14 protein-coding genes, 2 tRNA genes and 1 pseudogene are annotated in these 19,749 nt (G+C 72.1%); 11 read left to right on the top strand and 6 right to left on the bottom strand.

Features of this window, described 5'->3' with window-relative positions:
• Window positions 1–14: 14 nt before the first annotated feature.
• Window positions 15–87 (bottom strand) — tRNA-His (locus tag AC1VM9_RS20270).
• Window positions 88–209: 122 nt separating this feature from the next.
• Complete coding sequence (orn, locus tag AC1VM9_RS20265) at window positions 210–776, bottom strand: oligoribonuclease (protein WP_481342876.1); 567 nt, start codon at window positions 774–776, stop codon at window positions 210–212.
• A 143-nt stretch (window positions 777–919) separates the two neighbouring features.
• Between orn and AC1VM9_RS20260 the strand changes: the two are divergent.
• The 6 genes and pseudogenes from AC1VM9_RS20260 to ettA form a co-directional block, all read left to right on the top strand.
• A pseudogene (locus tag AC1VM9_RS20260) lies at window positions 920–1,681 on the top strand (PrsW family intramembrane metalloprotease); the annotation flags it as partial.
• A gap of 456 nt (window positions 1,682–2,137) precedes the next feature.
• Window positions 2,138–2,210 (top strand) — tRNA-Arg (locus AC1VM9_RS20255).
• 204 nt (window positions 2,211–2,414) lie between these two features.
• Complete coding sequence (locus AC1VM9_RS20250) at window positions 2,415–4,079, top strand: dynamin family protein (RefSeq protein WP_483124057.1); 1,665 nt, start codon at window positions 2,415–2,417, stop codon at window positions 4,077–4,079.
• Window positions 4,076–5,782 (top strand): GTPase, encoded by a 1,707-nt coding sequence (locus tag AC1VM9_RS20245; protein WP_481345812.1) that lies wholly within the window; start codon window positions 4,076–4,078, stop codon window positions 5,780–5,782. The genes AC1VM9_RS20250 and AC1VM9_RS20245 overlap by 4 nt, the downstream gene beginning before the upstream one ends.
• 169 nt (window positions 5,783–5,951) lie before the next feature.
• Complete coding sequence (locus AC1VM9_RS20240; protein WP_481345811.1) at window positions 5,952–6,500, top strand: single-stranded DNA-binding protein; 549 nt, start codon at window positions 5,952–5,954, stop codon at window positions 6,498–6,500.
• A gap of 76 nt (window positions 6,501–6,576) precedes the next feature.
• The gene (gene ettA / locus AC1VM9_RS20235; protein ID WP_481342862.1) at window positions 6,577–8,259 is read left to right on the top strand and encodes an energy-dependent translational throttle protein EttA; all 1,683 of its coding nucleotides are present in this window, start codon (window positions 6,577–6,579) and stop codon (window positions 8,257–8,259) included.
• A 60-nt stretch (window positions 8,260–8,319) separates the two neighbouring features.
• Here ettA and AC1VM9_RS20230 read toward each other — a convergent pair whose 3' ends face one another.
• A complete protein-coding gene (locus AC1VM9_RS20230; RefSeq protein WP_481345810.1) occupies window positions 8,320–9,336 on the bottom strand; it encodes a magnesium transporter CorA family protein in 1,017 nt (338 codons plus the stop codon).
• A 39-nt stretch (window positions 9,337–9,375) separates the two neighbouring features.
• Window positions 9,376–10,821, bottom strand: a complete 1,446-nt coding sequence (yczR, locus tag AC1VM9_RS20225; protein ID WP_481345809.1) for a MocR-like transcription factor YczR — start codon at window positions 10,819–10,821, stop codon at window positions 9,376–9,378.
• Window positions 10,822–10,882: 61 nt separating this feature from the next.
• On the opposite strand from yczR, the gene yczE reads away from it, so the two are divergent.
• Window positions 10,883–11,608 (top strand): membrane protein YczE, encoded by a 726-nt coding sequence (gene yczE / locus AC1VM9_RS20220; protein ID WP_481345808.1) that lies wholly within the window; start codon window positions 10,883–10,885, stop codon window positions 11,606–11,608.
• A 22-nt stretch (window positions 11,609–11,630) separates the two neighbouring features.
• Here yczE and AC1VM9_RS20215 read toward each other — a convergent pair whose 3' ends face one another.
• Complete coding sequence (locus AC1VM9_RS20215; RefSeq protein ID WP_481345807.1) at window positions 11,631–12,185, bottom strand: 2'-5' RNA ligase family protein; 555 nt, start codon at window positions 12,183–12,185, stop codon at window positions 11,631–11,633.
• Window positions 12,186–12,190: 5 nt separating this feature from the next.
• Window positions 12,191–12,811: a TetR/AcrR family transcriptional regulator gene (locus AC1VM9_RS20210; RefSeq protein ID WP_481343311.1), complete on the bottom strand. Its 621-nt coding sequence runs from the start codon at window positions 12,809–12,811 to the stop codon at window positions 12,191–12,193.
• A 99-nt stretch (window positions 12,812–12,910) separates the two neighbouring features.
• On the opposite strand from AC1VM9_RS20210, the gene AC1VM9_RS20205 reads away from it, so the two are divergent.
• The 4 genes from AC1VM9_RS20205 (at window position 12,911) to treY (ending at window position 19,704) form a co-directional block, all read left to right on the top strand.
• Window positions 12,911–14,056, top strand: a complete 1,146-nt coding sequence (locus tag AC1VM9_RS20205; protein ID WP_481345806.1) for an acyl-CoA dehydrogenase family protein — start codon at window positions 12,911–12,913, stop codon at window positions 14,054–14,056.
• Complete coding sequence (locus AC1VM9_RS20200) at window positions 14,056–14,832, top strand: SDR family oxidoreductase (protein WP_481345805.1); 777 nt, start codon at window positions 14,056–14,058, stop codon at window positions 14,830–14,832. Before AC1VM9_RS20205 ends, AC1VM9_RS20200 begins: the two co-directional genes overlap by 1 nt.
• Before the next feature lie 268 nt (window positions 14,833–15,100).
• Window positions 15,101–17,272 (top strand): glycogen debranching protein GlgX, encoded by a 2,172-nt coding sequence (gene glgX, locus AC1VM9_RS20195; RefSeq protein WP_481342763.1) that lies wholly within the window; start codon window positions 15,101–15,103, stop codon window positions 17,270–17,272.
• Window positions 17,269–19,704 (top strand): malto-oligosyltrehalose synthase, encoded by a 2,436-nt coding sequence (treY, locus tag AC1VM9_RS20190; RefSeq protein WP_481342761.1) that lies wholly within the window; start codon window positions 17,269–17,271, stop codon window positions 19,702–19,704. The genes glgX and treY overlap by 4 nt, the downstream gene beginning before the upstream one ends.
• Window positions 19,705–19,749: the final 45 nt, after the last annotated feature.

The raw sequence follows: 19,749 nt of genomic DNA, 5'->3' as shown, positions 1-19,749 counted from the left end.
GGCCCTCTGGCCGGGGTGAGTGACGGGACTTGAACCCGCGACCACCTGGACCACAACCAGGTGCTCTACCAGCTGAGCTACACCCACCATGCATGCCACGAGCCGGGCCCGGAGGCTCGGCGTCGTGGGACAGCGACGCCAATCGTACACGGCCCCAAAGGGTGCTCGTGACCACCCGGTCGGCAGTGCCGGGCCCGCTCGCGGGACGGTCAGTGCTGGATGACGTGGGGCTGCGCGAGTGCCTTGGCGGTGGCGCTGTCGGGCCCCGGCTGGGGCACGAAGACCGCCTCGCGGTAGTAGCGCAGCTCGGCGATGGACTCGCGGATGTCGGCGAGGGCTCGGTGGCCGCCGGACTTCTTCGGCGCGTTGAAGTAGACGCGCGGGTACCAGCGTCGGGACAGCTCCTTGATCGAGCTGACGTCGATGATGCGGTAGTGCATGTACTGCTCCAGCACGGGCATGTCGCGCGCGAGGAAGCCGCGGTCGGTGGCCACGGTGTTCCCGCCGAGCGGGGCCTTGCGCGGCTCGGGGACGAAGGTGCGCACGTAGTCGAGGACGACGGTCTCGGCCTCGCGCACCGTCACGCCCCGGTCGAGCTCCTCGATGAGCCCGGACGTCGTGTGCATGTCGCGCACAAAGTCGTCCATCTGCTCCAGGGCCTCGTCCGGGGGACGGATGACGACGTCGACGCCCTCGCCCAGCTGGTTCAGCTCGAAGTCCGTGACGAGGGCCGCCACCTCGATGAGGGCGTCGGACTGGAGGGACAGCCCGGTCATCTCGCAGTCGACCCAGATGATGCGGTCCGCGATGGCACGGTGGTTGGTCTCGCTCACCGGACCACCATAGAGGCTCGCCGCCCAGGCCCACGGCGGTGCACGCGGCACGGCTGCCACGGTCGCCGCTGCACTAGCCTTCCGCCATGACCTCAGGGGACGTCACGACGGGGCCGCAGTGGAGCCCGGCACGCAACCCGACGCGGCGCCCGGTGCTGCGCTCGCTGCTGACCGTCGGCGTCGTGGGCTCGGTGTTCCTCGTCTGCCTGCTCGTCCTCGTGGGCATCCTCGGCCAACGGCTCACCGCCCAGGTCATCATCACGTCGGCGCTCACGGCGATCATCCCGCTGTTCGTCATCGTCCCGACCTACCTCTGGCTCGACCGCTACGAGGCCGAGCCGGTGCGCTACCAGGTGTCCGCGTTCCTCTGGGGCGCGCTCGTGGCGGTCGTCGGTGCCTTCTTCCTCAACACGTTCGGCCTGAAGATCCTCGTCGAGGCGCGCTGGACCGACCCGCTCGCCACCGGTGCCGTCTACCTCGCACCGGTCACCGAGGAGACCCTCAAGGGCCTCGGCGTCCTGCTCGTCTACCTGCTGCGGCGCAGGGAGTTCGACGGGATCGTCGACGGCATCGTCTACGCCGGGCTCATCGGCGCCGGCTTCGCCTTCAGCGAGAACATCCTCTACCTCGGCCAGGCCTACGACGAGTACGGCAACGAGGGCCTGACGGCGACGTTCCTCGTCCGTGGCCTCATGGGGCCGTTCGGGCACCCACTGTTCACCTCGCTCACCGGCATCGGCATCGGGATCGCGGTGTCGGCCCGGCGTCCGGCCACGCGGGTCGTCGCCGTCGTCGTCGGCTGGGTCTGCGCCATGGTCCTGCACGGGTTGTGGAACCTGTCGGCGCTCGCCGGCATGGACGGGTTCTTCGAGGCCTACGCGACCTACCAGGTGCCGCTCTTCCTCGCCTTCGTCGGCTTCCTCGTGTGGCTGCGCCGCCGAGAGGGCCGGCTCATCGGCCAGTACCTGTCCCCGTACGCCGACGCCGGCTGGCTGACCCACGCCGAGGTGACGATGCTGTCCCAGCTGCGGCTGCGTCGGGCCGCCCGGCAGTGGGCCCGCCGCAGCGGCGGCCGTCCCGCGAAGCGGTCGATGGAGGCGTTCCAGGACAGCGCGAGCGACCTCGCCCTGCTGCGGTCGCGGCTCGTCCACGGCACGGCAGAGGCCGATGCCCAGCGACGCGAAGCTCGTCCTCCTCGAGGCGATCACCGCCCATCGCCGCGCCTTCGTCGGCTCACCGGTCACCTGAGCGATCGGGCTCTCGCCTCCGGATGCCTATCATTGGACGGCGCCCGCAAGGGCAGTGCCCCTGTAGCTCAGCGGATAGAGCAAGAGCCTTCTAATCTCTTGGTCGCAGGTTCGAGTCCTGCCGGGGGCGCGGACCCCGCAGGGTCCTCGGCGGTCGGCTCGGCCGGCTCGGCCGGCTCCGTCGACTCGGTCGGCTCGACCTGCGGCGTCGACAAGGGATCGACCGCGCGTCCGGAACACGCCGTTCGTCCGGTTTGGATGTGGTGGCGTGACACGGGAGGATTGGGACGTGGCAGGTGAGTCAGGGGTGGGTGATGCCCGCCTTCTTTCGGCGGTGGGCGCGTTGCGTGCTGCCCTGGACGACGTCACCTTCCCGCTCGAGCTTCCGGGCGCCGACGCTGCGCGGCTGACGCGCCGGCGTCTCCTCGCCCAGCTCGACGACTACGTCATCCCGAGGGTCGCCTCCCTCGACGCGCCGCTACTCGCCGTGGTCGGCGGGTCGACCGGAGCCGGCAAGTCGACGCTCGTCAACTCGCTCGTCGGCAAGGAGGTGACCCTCCCGGGGATCCTGCGTCCCACGACCCGCTCGCCCGTCCTCGTGCACCATCCTGACGACGAGCGGTGGTTCGCCGGGCCGCGCATCCTGCCGAGCCTCGCGCGGATCACCGGCCGGCACAACGCCTCCGACGGTCCGGGGGCGCTGCGGCTCGTCCCCACCGACGCCGTCACCGCGGGCCTTGCCGTCATCGACGCGCCCGACGTCGACAGCGTCGTCGAGGCCAACCGCGACCTCGCGACCCAGCTGCTGGCCGCCGCCGACCTCTGGATCTTCGTCACGACCGCCGCGCGCTACGCCGACGCCGTGCCGTGGGCCCTGCTGCGCGAGGCGTCCGAGCGCGGGGCGTCCGTCGCGATCGTCCTCGACCGCGTCGCCCGCGAGGCCGTCGACGACATCCGCACCCACCTGGCCTCGATGCTGCGCGAGCAGGGCCTCGGTGGCGCGCCGATCTTCACCATCGTCGAGTCGCCGCTGCGCGACGGCCTGCTTCCCGAGGACCAGACCGAACGGGTCAAGGGCTGGCTCGCCGCGCTCGCCGGCGACGCACAGTCCCGGGCCGCCGTCGTCCGCCAGACCCTGAACGGCGCGCTCGACGTGCTGACCGCCCGCGTCGACTCCGTCGTCGCGGCCCTCGACGAGCAGCGCGACGCCGGGCAGACCCTCGTCGCGGCGGCGTCGAGCGCCTACGGGCTCGCCGTCGAGTCGGTGCGCGACGGTGTCACGGACGGCAGCCTGCTGCGGGGCGAGGTCCTCGCCCGCTGGCAGGAGTTCGTCGGCACGGGCGAGTTCTTCCGCCAGGTCGAGTCCACCGTGTCGCGCGTCCGCGACCGCTTCGCCGCGTTCCTCAAGGGCGGTCCGGCCAAGGCGGACGAGCTGGGCGACGCGCTCCAGTCGGGCGTCGCGGCGCTCGTCGCCGATCGCGCCGAGGTGGCCGCCACGACGACCACGCGCGCGTGGCGCGGACTGCCCGGCGGTGCACAGCTGCTCGCCTCGCACCCGGGGCTCGAGCGCTCGGCACCCGACGTCGACGAGCGCATCGCCCGGCTCGTGCGCGACTGGCAGGGCGACATCCTCACCATGGTGCGCAACGAGGGCCGCGACCGGCGCACCACCGCGCGGATCCTCGCCTACGGCGTCAACGGGCTGGGGGTCGTGCTCATGCTCGTGACCTTCGCCAGCACGGCCGGGATCACCGGGGCCGAGTTCGGCATCGCCGGTGGGACCGCCGTCGTCGGCCAGAAGCTGCTCGAGGCCGTCTTCGGCGACCAGGCGGTGCGCGACCTCGCCCGCAAGGCGAGGGAGCAGCTCGTCGAGCGCGTCGAGTCGCTGTACGCCGCCGAGCAGACCCGTTTCGAAGGAGCCGTCAGCACCGTGCAGCTCGACCCCGACCACGCGACCGCACTCCGGAAGGCCGCTGCAGCGGTGCAGGACGCCCGATGAGCCCGATCCGCATGGGCCGCGCCCAGGGCACCCGCGTCAGCGCCACCGAGCTCGCCGCGCGGACCACGGCCCTGTCGAAGGCCATCCTCGCCGGCGGTGACCAGCTCGACCGCACCGACGCCGACCGGGCCCGGCACGTCGTGGACCGCGCCGTCGAACGCTCCGGCATCGGTGGCGACCACACGGTCGTCGCCCTCGCCGGCGCCACCGGCAGTGGCAAGTCATCCCTCTTCAACGCGCTCGTCGGCGCCGACGTCGCGACCATCGGCGCCCGGCGGCCGACGACCTCGGCGCCGACCGCGGCCATCTGGGGCGATGCCGACGCCACCCGCCTGCTCGACTGGCTCGGGGTCAAGGCCCGTCAGGGCGTCGGTGCCACGGCGGAGGCCGAGGCCTCCGGGTCGCTCGGGTCGCTCGGGTCGCTCGCGTCGCTCGGGTCGCTGAACGGGCTCGTCCTGCTCGACCTGCCCGACTTCGACTCGCGCGAGCAGGCCCACCGGCAGGAGGCCGAGCGGATCCTCGACCTCGTCGACGTGTTCGTCTGGGTGACAGACCCGCAGAAGTACGCCGACGCCCGGCTGCACGACGAGTTCGTCGCGCACCTGTCGCACCACGGCGCGGTGACCCTCGGGGTGCTCAACCAGGTCGACCGGCTGCCCGAAGGAGCGACCGCGACGCTGGCGACCGACCTCGCCAGGCTGCTCGAGGCCGACGGCGTCCGGCGCCCCACCGTCCTTGCCACCTCGACGGTCACCGGCCAGGGCCTGCCCGAGCTCAGGCAGCGCATCGCCAACGCCGTCGCCGGCCACGCGGCCGCGCGCCAGCGCCTGAGCGCCGACGTCGTCGCGGCGGCCACCACCCTGCGCCGGGGCGTCGCCGAGCGCGAGCCCGACGTGGGCCGCCTCCCGCGTGCCGGCCTCGACGCCTCCCTCGCGAGGGCCGCGGGCGTGCCCGTGGTCCTCGACGCCGTCGAGCGGGACCACCGCCGCGAGGCCTTCGGGCACACGGCGTGGCTCTTCGCACGGTGGAGCCGGTCCCTGACGCCCGACCCCATCCGCCGGTTGCGCCTCGACCGGGCCGGCGCGCGCCCGATCCCCGTCGAGATCGGCGGCGAGGACGTGCGCGCCGTGCTCGGCCGGTCCTCGGTCCCCGCCCCCACCGCTGCCGCCGTCTCGGCGGTCGACCTCGCGACGCGATCCTTCGTCCGCGACGCCACCGCCGAGCTGCCCGTCCGCTGGGCCACCGCCGCCGAGGACGCGGTCCGGCAGGGCGAGGACGGCCTCGCCGACGCCCTCGACCGGGCCCTGCTCGACACTCCGCTGCGGGGCCGCCGCCCGGCGTGGTGGTTCCTCGTCGACGTCCTGCAGTGGATGCTCGGGATCGGCGCCGTCGCCGGGCTCGTGTGGTACCTCGTGCTCTGGGTCATGGGCCTGCTCCAGCTGCCTCGGCCCGAGGCGCCGACGTGGTGGGTGCTCCCGCTGCCGCTCGTGCTGCTCGTCGGCGGGGTCGTCCTCGGGCTCGTGCTCGGTGCGGCCTCGAGGGCGTGGGCGCAGGTCGGCGCGCGCCGTCGCCGCCGGATCGTCGCGGCGCGCCTGACCGAGGCCGTCGCGACCGTCGCGGACGACCGGGTCCTCGTCCCGGTCGACCAGGTGCTCGCCCGGCACCGCGAGACCCGCGAGCAGCTCGACGCCGCGGCGCGCTGACGACGCGAGGGTGGTCCACACCCCCTGTCCCGCAGGGGTGTTCGTCCACAGGCCGCTGCTCGGGGCTCGGCGCGGTCGACCGGTTCGCGGCACGGTGGTCGCGGGTGGCAAGCCGCCGCCCGCCGTCAACGAGCCGGCCCCGTGGCCGGACCGAGCAGGGAGCAGGCCCATGAACGAGACCCGCATCACCGTCCACGGCAACGTCGTCAGCGACCCCGTCGAGCGACAGGGTCGCAACGGCAACGTCTTCACGACCTTCCGCATCGCCACGACACCGTTCCGCCGGACGGCCGACGGCAAGTTCGCCGACCTCGACACGAGCTTCTACTCCGTCATCGCCTTCAACGCGCTCGCCGCCAACGCGGCCGCCTCCCTGCGCAAGGGACAGCCGGTCATCGTCGAGGGCAACGTCTCCGTCAAGCAGTACGTCGGAGCCGACGGGCAGCAGCGCACGGCGACCGAGATCGACGCCGACCACATCGGGCACGACCTCGGGTGGGGCCGGGCCGTCTTCGAGCGGGTGAGCCGGGCGGCGGCTCTGGGCCAGGACCGCACCTCCGACCCGGACGTGCGTGGCGCGCTCGAGCAGCTGTCCGGTGAGGAGCGTCCGGCCGGCGTCGACGAGAACGGCGTCGTGACCGGTGAGCTCGAGGCAGGGGCCTCGCTGCTCGGTGACCCCGAGACCGACGACTACGACGTCGAGCAGGTGCCTGCCTGAGCACGCGCCGGCGGGGCGCCGTCACCCGGGCGGCACCGATTCGGTCGTGCGCGGTGCGGCAGATAGCCTTCTGCGCATGGCCGAGTACATCTACACCATGACCCGTGCGCGCAAGGCGCACAACGAGAAGGTCATCCTCGACGACGTCTCGATGTCGTTCTACCCCGGCGCGAAGATCGGCATGGTCGGTCCGAACGGTGCGGGCAAGTCGACGATCCTCAAGATCATGGCCGGACTCGACCAGCCCAGCAACGGCGAGGCCCGTCTCGCCAACGGTGCGACGGTCGGCATCCTCCTGCAGGAGCCGCCCCTCAACGAGGACAAGACGGTCCTCGGCAACGTCGAGGAGGGCGCCGGCGAGATCAAGGCCAAGCTCGACCGCTACAACGAGATCTCCGCCGAGATGGCAGACCCCGACGCCGACTACGACGCGCTGCTCGCCGAGATGGGCAAGCTGCAGGAGGACATCGACCACGCCGACGCCTGGGACCTCGACTCCCAGCTCGAGCAGGCCATGGACGCGCTGCGCTGCCCGCCGCCGGACGCCGCGGTCACCAACCTGTCCGGTGGCGAGCGCCGCCGTGTCGCCCTGTGCAAGCTGCTGCTGCAGAAGCCGGACCTGCTGCTGCTCGACGAGCCGACCAACCACCTCGACGCCGAGTCGGTGCAGTGGCTCGAGCAGCACCTCGAGTCCTACCCGGGCGCCGTCATCGCGGTCACCCACGACCGCTACTTCCTCGACAACGTCGCCCAGTGGATCGCCGAGGTGGACCGCGGCCGGCTCTACCCGTACGAGGGCAACTACTCGACCTACCTCGAGAAGAAGTCCGAGCGGCTCCAGGTCCAGGGCAAGAAGGACCAAAAGCTGCAGAAGCGCCTCAAGCAGGAGCTCGAGTGGGTCCGCAGCAACGCCAAGGGTCGCCAGGCCAAGTCCAAGGCCCGCCTGGCCCGCTACGAGGAGATGGCGGCCGAGGCCGAGCGCACCCGCAAGCTCGACTTCGAGGAGATCCAGATTCCGCCCGGCCCGCGCCTGGGCTCGACGGTCATCGAGGTGAACAACCTGAGGAAGGGCTTCGGCGACCGCGTCCTCATCGACAACCTGTCCTTCTCGCTGCCGCGCAACGGCATCGTCGGCGTCATCGGTCCCAACGGCGTCGGCAAGTCGACGCTCTTCAAGACCATCGTCGGGTTCGAGCAGCCCGATGCCGGCGAGGTCAAGATCGGCGAGACCGTGAAGATCTCCTACGTCGACCAGGGCCGCGAGGGCCTGGACCCGAAGAAGAACCTGTGGGAGATCGTCTCCGACGGCCTCGACCACATCAAGGTCGGCCAGGTCGAGATCCCGTCGCGCGCCTACGTGTCGCAGTTCGGCTTCAAGGGCCCGGACCAGCAGAAGCTCTCGGGCGTCCTGTCCGGTGGCGAGCGCAACCGCCTCAACCTCGCGCTCACGCTCAAGCAGGGCGGCAACCTGCTCCTGCTCGACGAGCCGACGAACGACCTCGACGTCGAGACCCTCGGCTCGCTCGAGAACGCGCTGCTCGACTTCCCGGGCTGCGCCGTCGTCATCTCCCACGACCGGTGGTTCCTCGACCGGGTCGCGACGCACATCCTCGCCTACGAGGGCACCGAGGACGACCCGGCGCGCTGGTACTGGTTCGAGGGCAACTTCGAGTCCTACGAGGCCAACAAGGTCGAGCGCCTCGGTCCCGAGGCGGCTCGTCCCCACCGGGTCACCTACCGCAAGCTGACGCGCGACTGACCTGCGCGCCCGCACGACGGCGACGGCCATCGCGTCAGAGTTCTGACGCGGTGGCCGTCCCTAGATCCACCCCTTGCGTCGGAACACGAGGTAGAGCAGGGCCGCGACCACGACGATGACGCCACCGCTGACGAGCACGCCTGCGTGCGAGCCGAACCCGGGGTAGGGCACGTTCTGGCCGTACCAGCCGGTGACCGCCGTCGGCACGGCGATGATCGCCGCCCAGGCGGTCAGCTTCTTCATGACGGTGTTGAGCCGGGCGTCCTGCAGCGACAGGTTGGTCTCGAAGACCGTCGTCACCATGTCGCGCAGCGACTCGGTCCACTCGGCGGCGCGCAGGACGTGGTCGTACAGGTCGTCGTAGAACCCGTCGAGCTCGGGGCGCCGCTCGTCGAGGTCCGTGCGGTGGCGCAGCACGGCGTTGACGACGTCACGCATGGGCAGCACGACCCGGCGCAGCTCGACGAGCTCCTTGCGCAGTCGGTAGGTGCGCACCTGCGCGACGCGTGTCCGACCACGGTCGTCGAAGAGGTCGTCCTCGAGTCCCTCGATCGCGTCGTCGAGCTGCTGGATCGTCTCGAAGTGCCCGTCGACGACGGTGTCGAGGAGGCCGTGGACGAGGGCGCCGACGCCGTGGCGCAGCAGCTCGGGGTCCTCGTTCCACCGGTCGAGGACCCGGCCCATGTCGAAGTCCGGGTTCGAGCGCACCGTGATGACACCACGCGGCAGGACGAACGCAGAGATGCGCGTCAGGCGCAGCCGCGAGTCCCGGGCGGTCGGGTCGTCCTCCGGTGCCTCGAGGCGGGTCGCGTACACCGTGAGGAAGGTGTGCTTGGCGTGCCGGGTGGCCTTGGGCCGCTCGCCGGCGGTGACGGCGTCCTCCACGGCGTGGGGGTCGAGACCCAGCTCGCCGGCCAGCCGGAGCAGGTGGTCGTGGTCGGGCTCGCAGAGGTCGACCCAGAGCAGGGAGCCCTCGCGGTCGAGGTGGTCGGACACCTGCTCGAGGGCGAAGCCCTCCTCGACGACGGCGCCGTCCTCCCAGCGGCACGTCCGCACCGTCACGCGTGAGCTTCCCACCTCCCCAGTGTGACAGGGCGGGTCGGCACGACCGGTGGGTCAGGCGATGAGCGGCGGCGCGTCGTCGCGGACCGGCCTCCCCGCGAGGGCGAGGTCCCAGGCGGCCGCGAGGCGTCGGCCGACCTCGTCGGCCTCATCGGCCGGGACGCAGAAGGGGATCCGGACCCAGCGTCCGAGTCCGCCGGCCGCGGCGAACTGGCTTCCCCGGGCGAGCCGGACGCCGGCCTGCTCGGCGACGCGGGCCAGCTGGTCACCGCGGGCCACCGGCAGCTCGCACCATAGGTTGAGCCCTCCGACCGGCACGTCGAACCGCCAGTCGGACAGGTGGCGCCGCACGGCCGCCACCATGGCGTCGCGGCGCGCGCGGGCCTCGCGGCGCCGGGCGACCAGCACCGCGTCCCCCTGGCGCAGCAGGTCGGCCACGACGAGCTGCTCGAGCACCGCGCTGCCGAGGTCGAGGCTGTGGCGCGACTCCACGACGGCTCCGACCGCCTCGCGCGGCGCGCGCACCCATCCGACGCGGATGCCGCCCCACCAGGTCTTGCCCGCGCTGCCGAGGGTGTACGCCGCCGGGGCCGAGGTCGCGAACGGCGGGACGCGGTCGGCGGCGGCCGCCTCGTCGAGGCCGAGCTCGACGAACGTCTCGTCGACGACCGGCACGGCGCGACCGCGAGCGAGCACGTCGGCGACGGCGACCCGCGTCGGGGCGTCCATGAGCAGCCCGGTCGGGTTCTGGTGGTCCGGGATGAGGTAGGCCATCCTGGCCCCGCTCTGGCGCAGGGCGACCTCGACCGCGTCGAGGTCCCAGCCGAGCCGGGTCAGGGGGGTCGGCACGGGCCGCAGGCCCGAGCGCCGGACCGCGACGACGGCGTTGGGGTAGGTCGGGGTCTCGACGAGGACGCGGTCACCGACGTCGAGCTCGGCCCGCAGGACCGAGGAGAGCCCGGCGTGGGCGCCGGAGGTGACGACGACCTGCTCGGGTGAGGTGGGCAGACCCCGACCGTCGAACCAGTCGGCGATCGCGGCGCGGGTCTCGGGCAGCCCGTGGGGGTGGTAGCCGGCCGTCGCGAGGTGCCGTGGCAGCTCGGCGAGAGCGCGCTCGTACGCGGCGGTGAGGCCGGCGGCCGCGGGCAGCGCGGCGTAGGTGAGGTCGATGACCTCGGGCGGCACGTCGGTCGGGATGAGACCTGCGCCGGACAGCGCGAGACCCGAAGCGCCCGTGGGCAGGGCGACGACGCTGCCAGAGCCGCGACGGGTGACGACGAAACCCTCGTCACGCAGCGCGTCCAAGGCGGCGACGACCGTCGTGCGGCTCAGCCCGAGCTCGGCGGTCAGGGCGCGCTCGCTCGGCAGCCGGGTGCCGACGAGGAGCCGGCCGTCGGAGACGAGGCGGCGCACCGCGTCCGCGAGCCCGCGGTAGGCCGGCCGGGGGAGCGGCTCGGGTCCGAGGAGGGCGGACAGGGTCCGGGCGGAGACGGAGCGCATGAGGTCCACTCTGCCATGACTGGCCCTTAACCGGCAGTCCAATCGTGGCCACGATGGTTCCATGAGACGCCACGTGCCCCTGCGCAACCTCGGACCGGTCGCCCAGCTGCGAGCGCCGCACCTGCCGCGGCGCGTCGTCCAGCTCCTCGTCGGGCTGACGCTCTACGGCGTCTCGATGGCGATGATGGTCCGCGGCGCGCTCGGGCTCGACCCGTGGGACGTCTTCCACATGGGCGTCGCGAGCCACGTGCCGCTGACCTTCGGGCAGGTCACCATCGTGATCGGCGCGCTCGTGCTGCTGCTCTGGGTGCCGCTGCGGCAGTGGCCCGGGCTCGGCACCGTGGCCAACGTCGTCGTCATCGGTCTGGCCGCCGACGCCGGTCTCGCGCTCATCGTCGAGCCGGACGCCCTGTGGGCCCGTGCGACGCTCCTGCTGTCCGGCCTCGGGCTCAACGGCGTCGCCGGCGGCCTGTACATCGGCAGCCAGCTCGGACCCGGCCCGCGCGACGGCCTGATGACCGGCCTCGCCCGCCGCACCGGACTGTCGATCCGGCTGGTGCGCACGACGATCGAGGTGGTCGTCCTCGTCGTCGGCTGGCTGCTCGGCGGCTCAGTGGGCCTCGGTACGGTGCTGTACGCCGTGTCGATCGGACCGCTCGTGCAGTTCTTCCTGCCTCGCCTCACGGTCGACCTCGGCCCCGAGCCGACGGCCGCGCGCGAGACCCAGCACGGGGCACAGACTGCCCACCCCGCCGGTCCTCTCCCGACTCCGGTCCTCGGGGACTGACCCGGACGCCTGACCCACCCCGCTAGGTGGAGGCGACCCCTTGCCCGCCGAGGCGCCACGAGCGCAGCAGGTGGCACCGGTGGGGTTCGTACCATGCGAGGTCGAGTCGCTCGGCACGGCACGCGGCCGGTGTCCACGACCTCACGGCCAGCCGGGTCGAGTCCTCGGTGACGGTGTCGGACACCGCGTCGAGGGTCAGGTGCGGCACGACGTCGGCGAACGCACCGCCGTACGGGGGACACTGCGGAAAGGACTGCCACAGGGCGGCGGTCAGGCTGCGGAACACGTCGTCGGGGTCCGGGAGCAGGTGCACAATACCGTTGGGGAACGTGTCCGTCCGCTCCAGGGTGAAGTCGAACGGCCCCGTGGCAGAGGCGATCTCGTCCACGATGCCGAAGACCTCCTCGGTGAGCTCATGGCGTGGCAGGAAGGGTCCGAGGACCGTGACGTGCGCGTGGACGAAGCTCGGGTCCTCGGACGCGTACGCCTCGTCGTAGTGGCGGGTGCGACCGAGGACGAACGGCTCGAGCTGCGGGACCGGGACGAGGAGGACGCTGTGGCCGGCGTGGGCCGCCACGCGGGTCAGCCCGCCGCGCCGACCAGCCGCAGCGCGAGGGCGGCATTGGTCGCGCCGATCTGTGCGGGGGACCGGCGGATCGTGGGGGAGTACCAGCGGGCGACGTCGACGACGATCGACAGGAGCGCGAGGGCCGTGTCGCCGCTGTCGTCGACGGTGAAGGCGCCGTCGGCGACACCCCGCTCGAGGATGCCGCGGACGAGGCCGTCCATCTCCTTGCGCAGGGCGAGCACCTCGGCGTGGTGCTCGGGCGTCAGGTGGTGGTGCTCGTACTGCACGACGCGCGCCACCTGGTACTGCTCGACGTGCCACTCGGTGAACCGCGCCATGACGTTGGCCAGCTGCTCGGTCGGCGTCGGGCCGTCGGCGATGGCGCCGCGCAGGAGGCGCAGGGCGCTCTCGTGGCCGCTGCGGCTGAGGTTGAAGAGGAGCTCCTCCTTCGTCCCGAAGTGCACGTAGACCCCCGCGGGGGACAGGCCCGCGCCCGAGGCGATGTCGCGGGTCGTCGTGGCGTGGAAGCCCTTGTCGGCGAAGGCGTGCGCGGCCGCGTGCATGAGGCGGTCGACGGTCGACGGGTCCTGGCTCGGGTTCGCGCGTGAGGTCCGGCTCGGCGTGGGCTGCGGCACGTTGACAGCATGCCGTAGCGGCGGGAGACTAAGCAAGCGCTTAGTTACCTGTCGGTACGGCGCGTCGCCAGCCACGCCCCCACGCCCCACGGAGGACGGATGCCCCGCAACATCTACGACGAGGACCACGAGGCGATGCGCGCGTCGGCGCGCGAGTTCGTGCACCGCACGCTGCAGCCGCGCGCCGAGCAGATGATCGAGGCCAAGTCGATCGACCGGGACATCTGGCGCGAGGCCGGCAAGCAGGGCCTGTTCGGCTTCGAGATCCCGGAGGAGTTCGGCGGCGCCGGTGTCAAGGACTACCGCTTCAACGCCGTCATCGCCGAGGAGATGTCGCGCTTCAACGCCGCGACGAGCTCGTGCTTCGGCATCCACTCCGACGTCTGCCCGCCCTACATCGTCGACCTCGGCACCGAGGAGCAGAAGCAGCGCTGGCTGCCGGGCATGGCCAGCGGCGACCTCGTCTGCGCCATCGCGATGACCGAGCCCTCGGGCGGCTCCGACCTCGCCGCCCTCAAGACCACCGCAGTGCGCGACGGCGACGGCTGGGTGCTCAACGGCTCCAAGACCTTCATCACGAACGGCTACCAGGCCGACCTCGTCATCGTGGCCACCCGCACCGACCCGTCCAAGGGGGCCAAGGGCATCACCCTCTTCGTCGTGGAGCGCGGCACGGAGGGATTCCACAACGGCCGCAAGCTCGACAAGGTCGGCATGGAGGAGTCGGACACCGCCGAGCTGTTCTTCGAGAACGTCCGCCTGCCCGACGAGAACCGGCTCGGGCCCGAGGGAATGGGCTTCATCGCGATGATGCAGCGCCTGCCCCAGGAGCGCATCGGCGCCGCCGTCTCGAACGTCGCGCACCCGAAGGCGATCCTCGAGGAGACCATCCAGTACGCCAAGGACCGCCAGGCCTTCGGCCAGTCCATCGGCCAGTTCCAGCACAACAAGTTCCTCCTGGCCGAGCTCGTGACGAAGATCGAGGTGGCCGAGGCCTACGTCGACGACTGCGTCCTGGCCCACAGCCAGGGCCGGCTCAGCGCGGTCGACGCCGCCAAGGCCAAGTGGTGGAGCTCCCAGGTGCAGAACGACGTCCTCGACCACTGCGTCCAGCTGTACGGGGGCTACGGCTTCATGAACGAGTACCGGGTGGCTCGCGCCTGGCGCGACGCCCGCGTCACGAAGATCTGGGCCGGCTCCAACGAGATCATGAAGGAGCTCATCGGCCGGGACCTCGGCTTCTGATGGGCGGTGAGGACGCCCGACGGCGCCACGATGGTGCCGTCGCCATCGTCACCGGTGCCTCCCGCGGCATCGGCTTCGGCATCGCCGAGCGGCTCGTCGCCGACGGTGCCAGGGTCGTCGTCACGGCGCGTCGGCAGGAGGCGCTCGCCCAGGCCGTCGAGCGGCTCGGTGGTCCCGAGTGCGCGCTGGGGGTGGCCGGCAACGCCGCCGACGAGGCGCACCAGGACGAGACCATCGCTGCGGCGAGGGAGACGTTCGGCGGCCTGCACCTGCTCGTCAACAACACCGGCATCAACCCCGTCTACGGGCCGATGCTCGACACCGACCTCGACGTCGCCCGCAAGGTGCTCGACGTCAACGTCGTCGCGGCGTTCTCGTGGATCCGCAAGGCCGTCGGCGCGGGTTTCGGTGACGCCGAGCACCCCGCCGCGGTCGTCAACCTCGCGTCGGTCGCCGGGCAGGGCGCCTCGGGCGTCATCGGCTGGTACGGCGTCTCGAAGGCCGCGCTCATCCACCTGACCACCGAGCTGGGCCACGAGCTGGGTCCCGACGTGCGTGTCAACGCCGTCGCGCCCGCGGTCGTCAAGACCAAGTTCGCCGAGGCGCTCTACACCGGCCGTGAGGAGCAGGTGGCGGCCGCCTACCCGATGAAGAGGCTCGGCGTCCCCGAGGACGTCGCCGGCGCCGTGACCTTCCTCCTGTCCGCCGACGCCTCGTGGATCACCGGCCAGACCCTCACCATCGACGGAGGCGTGACGCTGGGCGGGGCTCTGTGACAGGCCGTCCAGCGCCACGCTGAGGCGGCCTCCCCGTCGGCGAGGTGGGCGGGCGTCACCGGGTCGCCCTCACGGGGTACTGGAAGCACGGACGCGCGCAGCGGGCGTCGCTTCCCCGGCGGGCCGAGGCCCGACCGTCAGGGGAGCGGTGGTTGCGCGGCACCCCGCCGGGCACCACGATGGGCCCGGGGTGGCCGGCGCCGTCCGCCCGACGCCACACCGGTGGCGGCGCGGCCCCGGCCGCGTCCATGACGACGGAAGAAGCTCCATGGAGATCTGGCCCGGCAAGCCCTACCCCCTCGGCGCCACGTACGACGGCGCGGGGGTCAACTTCGCGGTCTTCTCGGAGGTCGCCGAGCGTGTCGAGCTGTGTCTGCTCACGGACGACCTGGCCGAGACGCGCCTCGACCTGCCGGAGGTCGACGGGTTCGTGTGGCACGGGTACGTGCCGTTCCTGCAGCCCGGCCAGCGGTACGGTTTCCGCGTCCACGGCCCCTACGAGCCCGAGAACGGGCACCGCTGCAACCCGAGCAAGCTCCTGCTGGACCCGTACGCCAAGGCCATCGAGGGGCAGGCCGAGAACGACCAGTCCCTGTACTCGTACACCTTCGGTGACCCCGACGCGGCGACGACGACCGAGATCAACACCGACGACAGCATCGCCCACACGATGCACTCCGTCGTCGTCAACCCCTTCTTCGACTGGGGCGACGACCGCCCCCCGCGGCACGAGTACCACGAGAGCGTCATCTACGAGGCCCACGTCAAGGGTCTGACGATGCTGCACCCCGAGGTCCCGGAGGAGATCCGCGGCACCTACGCCGGCATCGCCCACCCGGCGACGATCAAGCACCTGACCGACCTCGGCGTCACCGCCGTCGAGCTGATGCCGGTGCACCAGTTCGTCCAGGACGCGCCGCTCGTCGAGCGCGGCCTGTCGAACTACTGGGGCTACAACACGATCGGCTTCCTGGCCCCGCACAACGCCTACGCGGCGGGGGGTCAGCGCGGGCAGCAGGTTCTGGAGTTCAAGGCCATGGTCAGGGCGCTGCACGAGGCCGACATCGAGGTCATCCTCGACGTCGTCTACAACCACACGGCGGAGGGCAACCACATGGGCCCGACGCTCGCCTTCCGGGGCCTGGACAACAACAGCTACTACCGGCTCGTCAGCGACGACCTGTCGCACTACTACGACACGACCGGCACCGGCAACAGCCTCCTCATGCGCAGCCCGCACGTGCTCCAGCTCATCATGGACTCGCTGCGCTACTGGGTCACCGAGATGCACGTCGACGGCTTCCGCTTCGACCTCGCCGCGACGCTGGCCCGCCAGTTCCACGAGGTCGACAAGCTGTCGGCGTTCTTCGACCTCATCCAGCAGGACCCGGTCGTCAGCCAGGTCAAGCTCATCGCCGAGCCCTGGGACGTCGGGGAGGGCGGCTACCAGGTCGGCGGCTTCCCGCCCCTGTGGACCGAGTGGAACGGCCAGTACCGTGACACGGTCCGGGACTTCTGGCGCGGCGAGGGCGGGGCGCTCGGCGAGTTCGCCTCCCGCTTCACGGGTTCGAGCGACCTCTACGAGCACTCCGGCCGGAAGCCGATCGCGTCGATCAACTTCGTCACCGCGCACGACGGCTTCACCCTGCGCGACCTCGTGTCGTACAACGACAAGCACAACGAGGCCAACGGTGAGGGCAACAACGACGGCGAGAGCCACAACCGCTCGTGGAACTGCGGCGTCGAGGGTCCGAGCGACGACCCCGCGGTGCGTGGCCTGCGGGCGCGCCAGCAGCGCAACTTCCTGACGACCCTCCTGCTCAGCCAGGGCGTCCCGATGCTCCTGCACGGCGACGAGCTCGGCCGCACCCAAGGCGGCAACAACAACGGGTACTGCCAGGACAACGACATCTCGTGGATCCACTGGGCCCTCGACGAGGACGACCAGCAGCTGCTCGCCTTCACCCAGTCGATCGTCCGGCTGCGCCGGGAGCACCCGGTGTTCCGCCGGCGCCGGTTCTTCGCCGGCAGCGCCGAGCACGGCGGTGAGAGCGAGCTCGGTGACATCGCCTGGCTCATGCCGAACGCCGAGCACATGGACGACGAGGCGTGGAGCAACGGAATGGCCAAGTCGCTCATGGTCTTCCTCAACGGCTCGGCCATCCCCGAGCCGGACCCGCGGGGACAGAAGATCCTCGACGACTCGTTCCTCGTGCTCTTCAACGCCCACCACGAGTCGCTGTCGTTCACGCTGCCGGACGCCGAGTACGGGACGGAGTGGCTCCCGGTCATCGACACGGCGCGGGAGGAGATCGAGGAGTCGCCCCTCGACCCGACGTGGCAGGTGCAGGTCGAGGCCCACAGCATCGTCGTCCTCCGGTGCCCGCGGGTGCCGGCGGCGCCGCCCGTCGCGGGCGTGACGGAGGGGGCCACGGCGTGACGGACGCGGCAGCCCGTCCCGGCATCCCGGTCTCGACGCACCGGCTCCAGCTCGAGCCCGGCTTCACCTTCGGGGACGCGCTGGCCCAGGTGGACCACCTCGCCGCCCTCGGCGTCTCGCACCTCTACCTGTCTCCCGTCCTGCAGGCCACGAGCGGGTCGATGCATGGGTACGACGTCGTCGACCACCGCCACGTCGCGGAGGGTCTCGGTGGCGACGCCGGCTTCGAGCGGCTGTGCGCAGCAGCGCACGAGGCGGGCCTCGGGGTCGTCGTCGACGTCGTCCCGAACCACATGACGACGCCGACGCCCCTGTCGCTCAACCGGCCCCTGTGGGACGTGCTGCGCGAGGGCCGCACCTCGGCGTACGCGTCCTGGTTCGACGTCGACTGGGACGCCCAGGACGGGCGGATCCTGCTGCCCGTGCTCGGCTCGCGGCTCGAGGAGGCGCTCGCGGCCGGGGAGCTGTCGCTGGGGGAGCACGAGGGCGAGCCGGTGGTCCGCTACTACGACCACGTGTTCCCGCTCGCGCCCGGTACGGACCCGTCGGCCCCGCTCGCCGACGTGCTGGAGGCCCAGCACTACCGGCTGGCGTTCTGGCAGGTCGGCGACGCCGAGCTGAACTACCGCCGCTTCTTCGACGTCACGTCGCTCATCGCCGTGCGCGTCGAGGACGCCGAGGTCTTCGACGCCACGCACGAGCGGCTCCTCGCGGCGGTGCGCTCCGGCGCGGTCGCCGGGCTTCGCATCGACCACCCGGACGGCCTGGCGGACCCCGAGGGGTACCTCGAACGGCTCGCCGAGGCCACCGGGGACGTCTGGGTCGTGGTGGAGAAGATCCTCGAGGGCGACGAGCAGCTGCCGGCGTCCTGGCGCACCGCGGGAACCACCGGCTACGACGCGCTGCTGCGCGTCGGGGGCCTGTTCGTCGACCCCGCAGGTGCCGCGCCGCTCGACGAGCTCTCGGCCGAGCTGGTCGGGGAGCGTCAGGACCTCGGAGCCATCGTCGCGACGTCGAAACGGTGGGTCGTCGAGGTCATGCTCGTCGCGGAGGTCGAGCGGCTGCTGCGGCTCGTGGCGCGGGCCCGGCCCGACCTCGACACCGACGAGGCGCGCCGGGTCCTCGAGACGATGCTCGTGGGCATGGACCGCTACCGCGTCTACCGCCGGCCCGGTACCGAGCCGCAGGAGCGGGACGCGGTGGCGCTCGAGTCCGCCGTGGCGCGCGGCCGGGAGTCGCTGCACGGCCCGGACCTCGACGCCCGCACGGTCGGGGCGCTCCTCGACCTCGCGCTCGGACGGGCCGAGCGGACGGATGCCGCCGCCGCCGACGAGTTCCTCGTCCGGTTCCAGCAGACGTGCGGACCCGTCATGGCCAAGGCCATCGAGGACACCGCGTACTACCGGTTCGTCCGGCTCGTGGGCCTCAACGAGGTCGGTGGCGACCCGGAGCGGGTCGGTGTCCCGGCAGCCGAGTTCCACCGGTTCGCGACGACGCTCGCCGAGCACTGGCCGGCGACGATGACGACCCTCTCGACCCACGACACCAAGCGAGCCGAGGACGTGCGGGCCCGGCTCTTCGTCCTGGCGGAGCGTCCCGAGGCGTGGGCGGCGTGGGTGCGCACCGCCCGCGGGCTGGCCGACCCCTTCCGGGATGACGCGCTCGACGCACTCACCGAGTACTTCCTCTGGCAGACGCTCGTGGGTGCCTGGCCGATCAGCGACGAGCGACTCAACGCCTACGCCCTCAAGGCGATCCGCGAGTCCAAGCTCTACACCCGATGGACCTCGCCGAACGAGGGGTACGAGGCCGCGGTCCATCGCTTCGTCTCCGGTGTGCTCGCGTCGGAGGACGTGCGGACGCACGTCGAGGCGTGGCTGACCGGCACGGCCACGGAGATCCGGGCCAACACCCTCGGGCAGAAGCTCGTCCAGCTGACGATGCCCGGCGTGCCGGACGTCTACCAGGGCACCGACCTCGTCGACCTGTCGCTCGTCGACCCGGACAACCGGCGTCTCGTCGACTACGCCGAGCGCCGCGACCGCCTTACCCGGCTGGACGCCGGTGCCGCCCCACAGGACCTCTCCGACGAGAAGCTCCTGCTCACCACGGCGGCCCTGCGCACCCGGCGGGCTGCCCCGGACGCCTTCGTCGGGCCGTCTGCGACGTACGCCGAGGTCGACTCCTCCTCGGCGCACCTCGTCGGGTTCGTGCGCGGGAACGACGACGGGCCACGCGTCGTGACGCTGGTCACGCGACTCGCCGGCCGGCTCGCCGACGCCGGGGGCTGGGGCGACGCGACGGTAGAGCTGCCGGCCGGAAGGTGGCGGGATGCCGTGTCGGGGCGCGCGACCGACGGCGGACGGGTACGGGTGGCGCAGGTGCTGCCCGACGAGCATCTGCCCGTCGCGCTCCTCGTCCACGAGGCGTGAGGCCGGCCCGGGCGCACCTCTGACCGGACCACCGACCACAGGGAA

The sequence above is a fragment of the Monashia sp. HAY1-11D genome (assembly GCF_056868035.1).
Note: the sequence above shows the minus strand (reverse complement) of the source record. Positions and strands in the feature narration are given on the sequence as shown.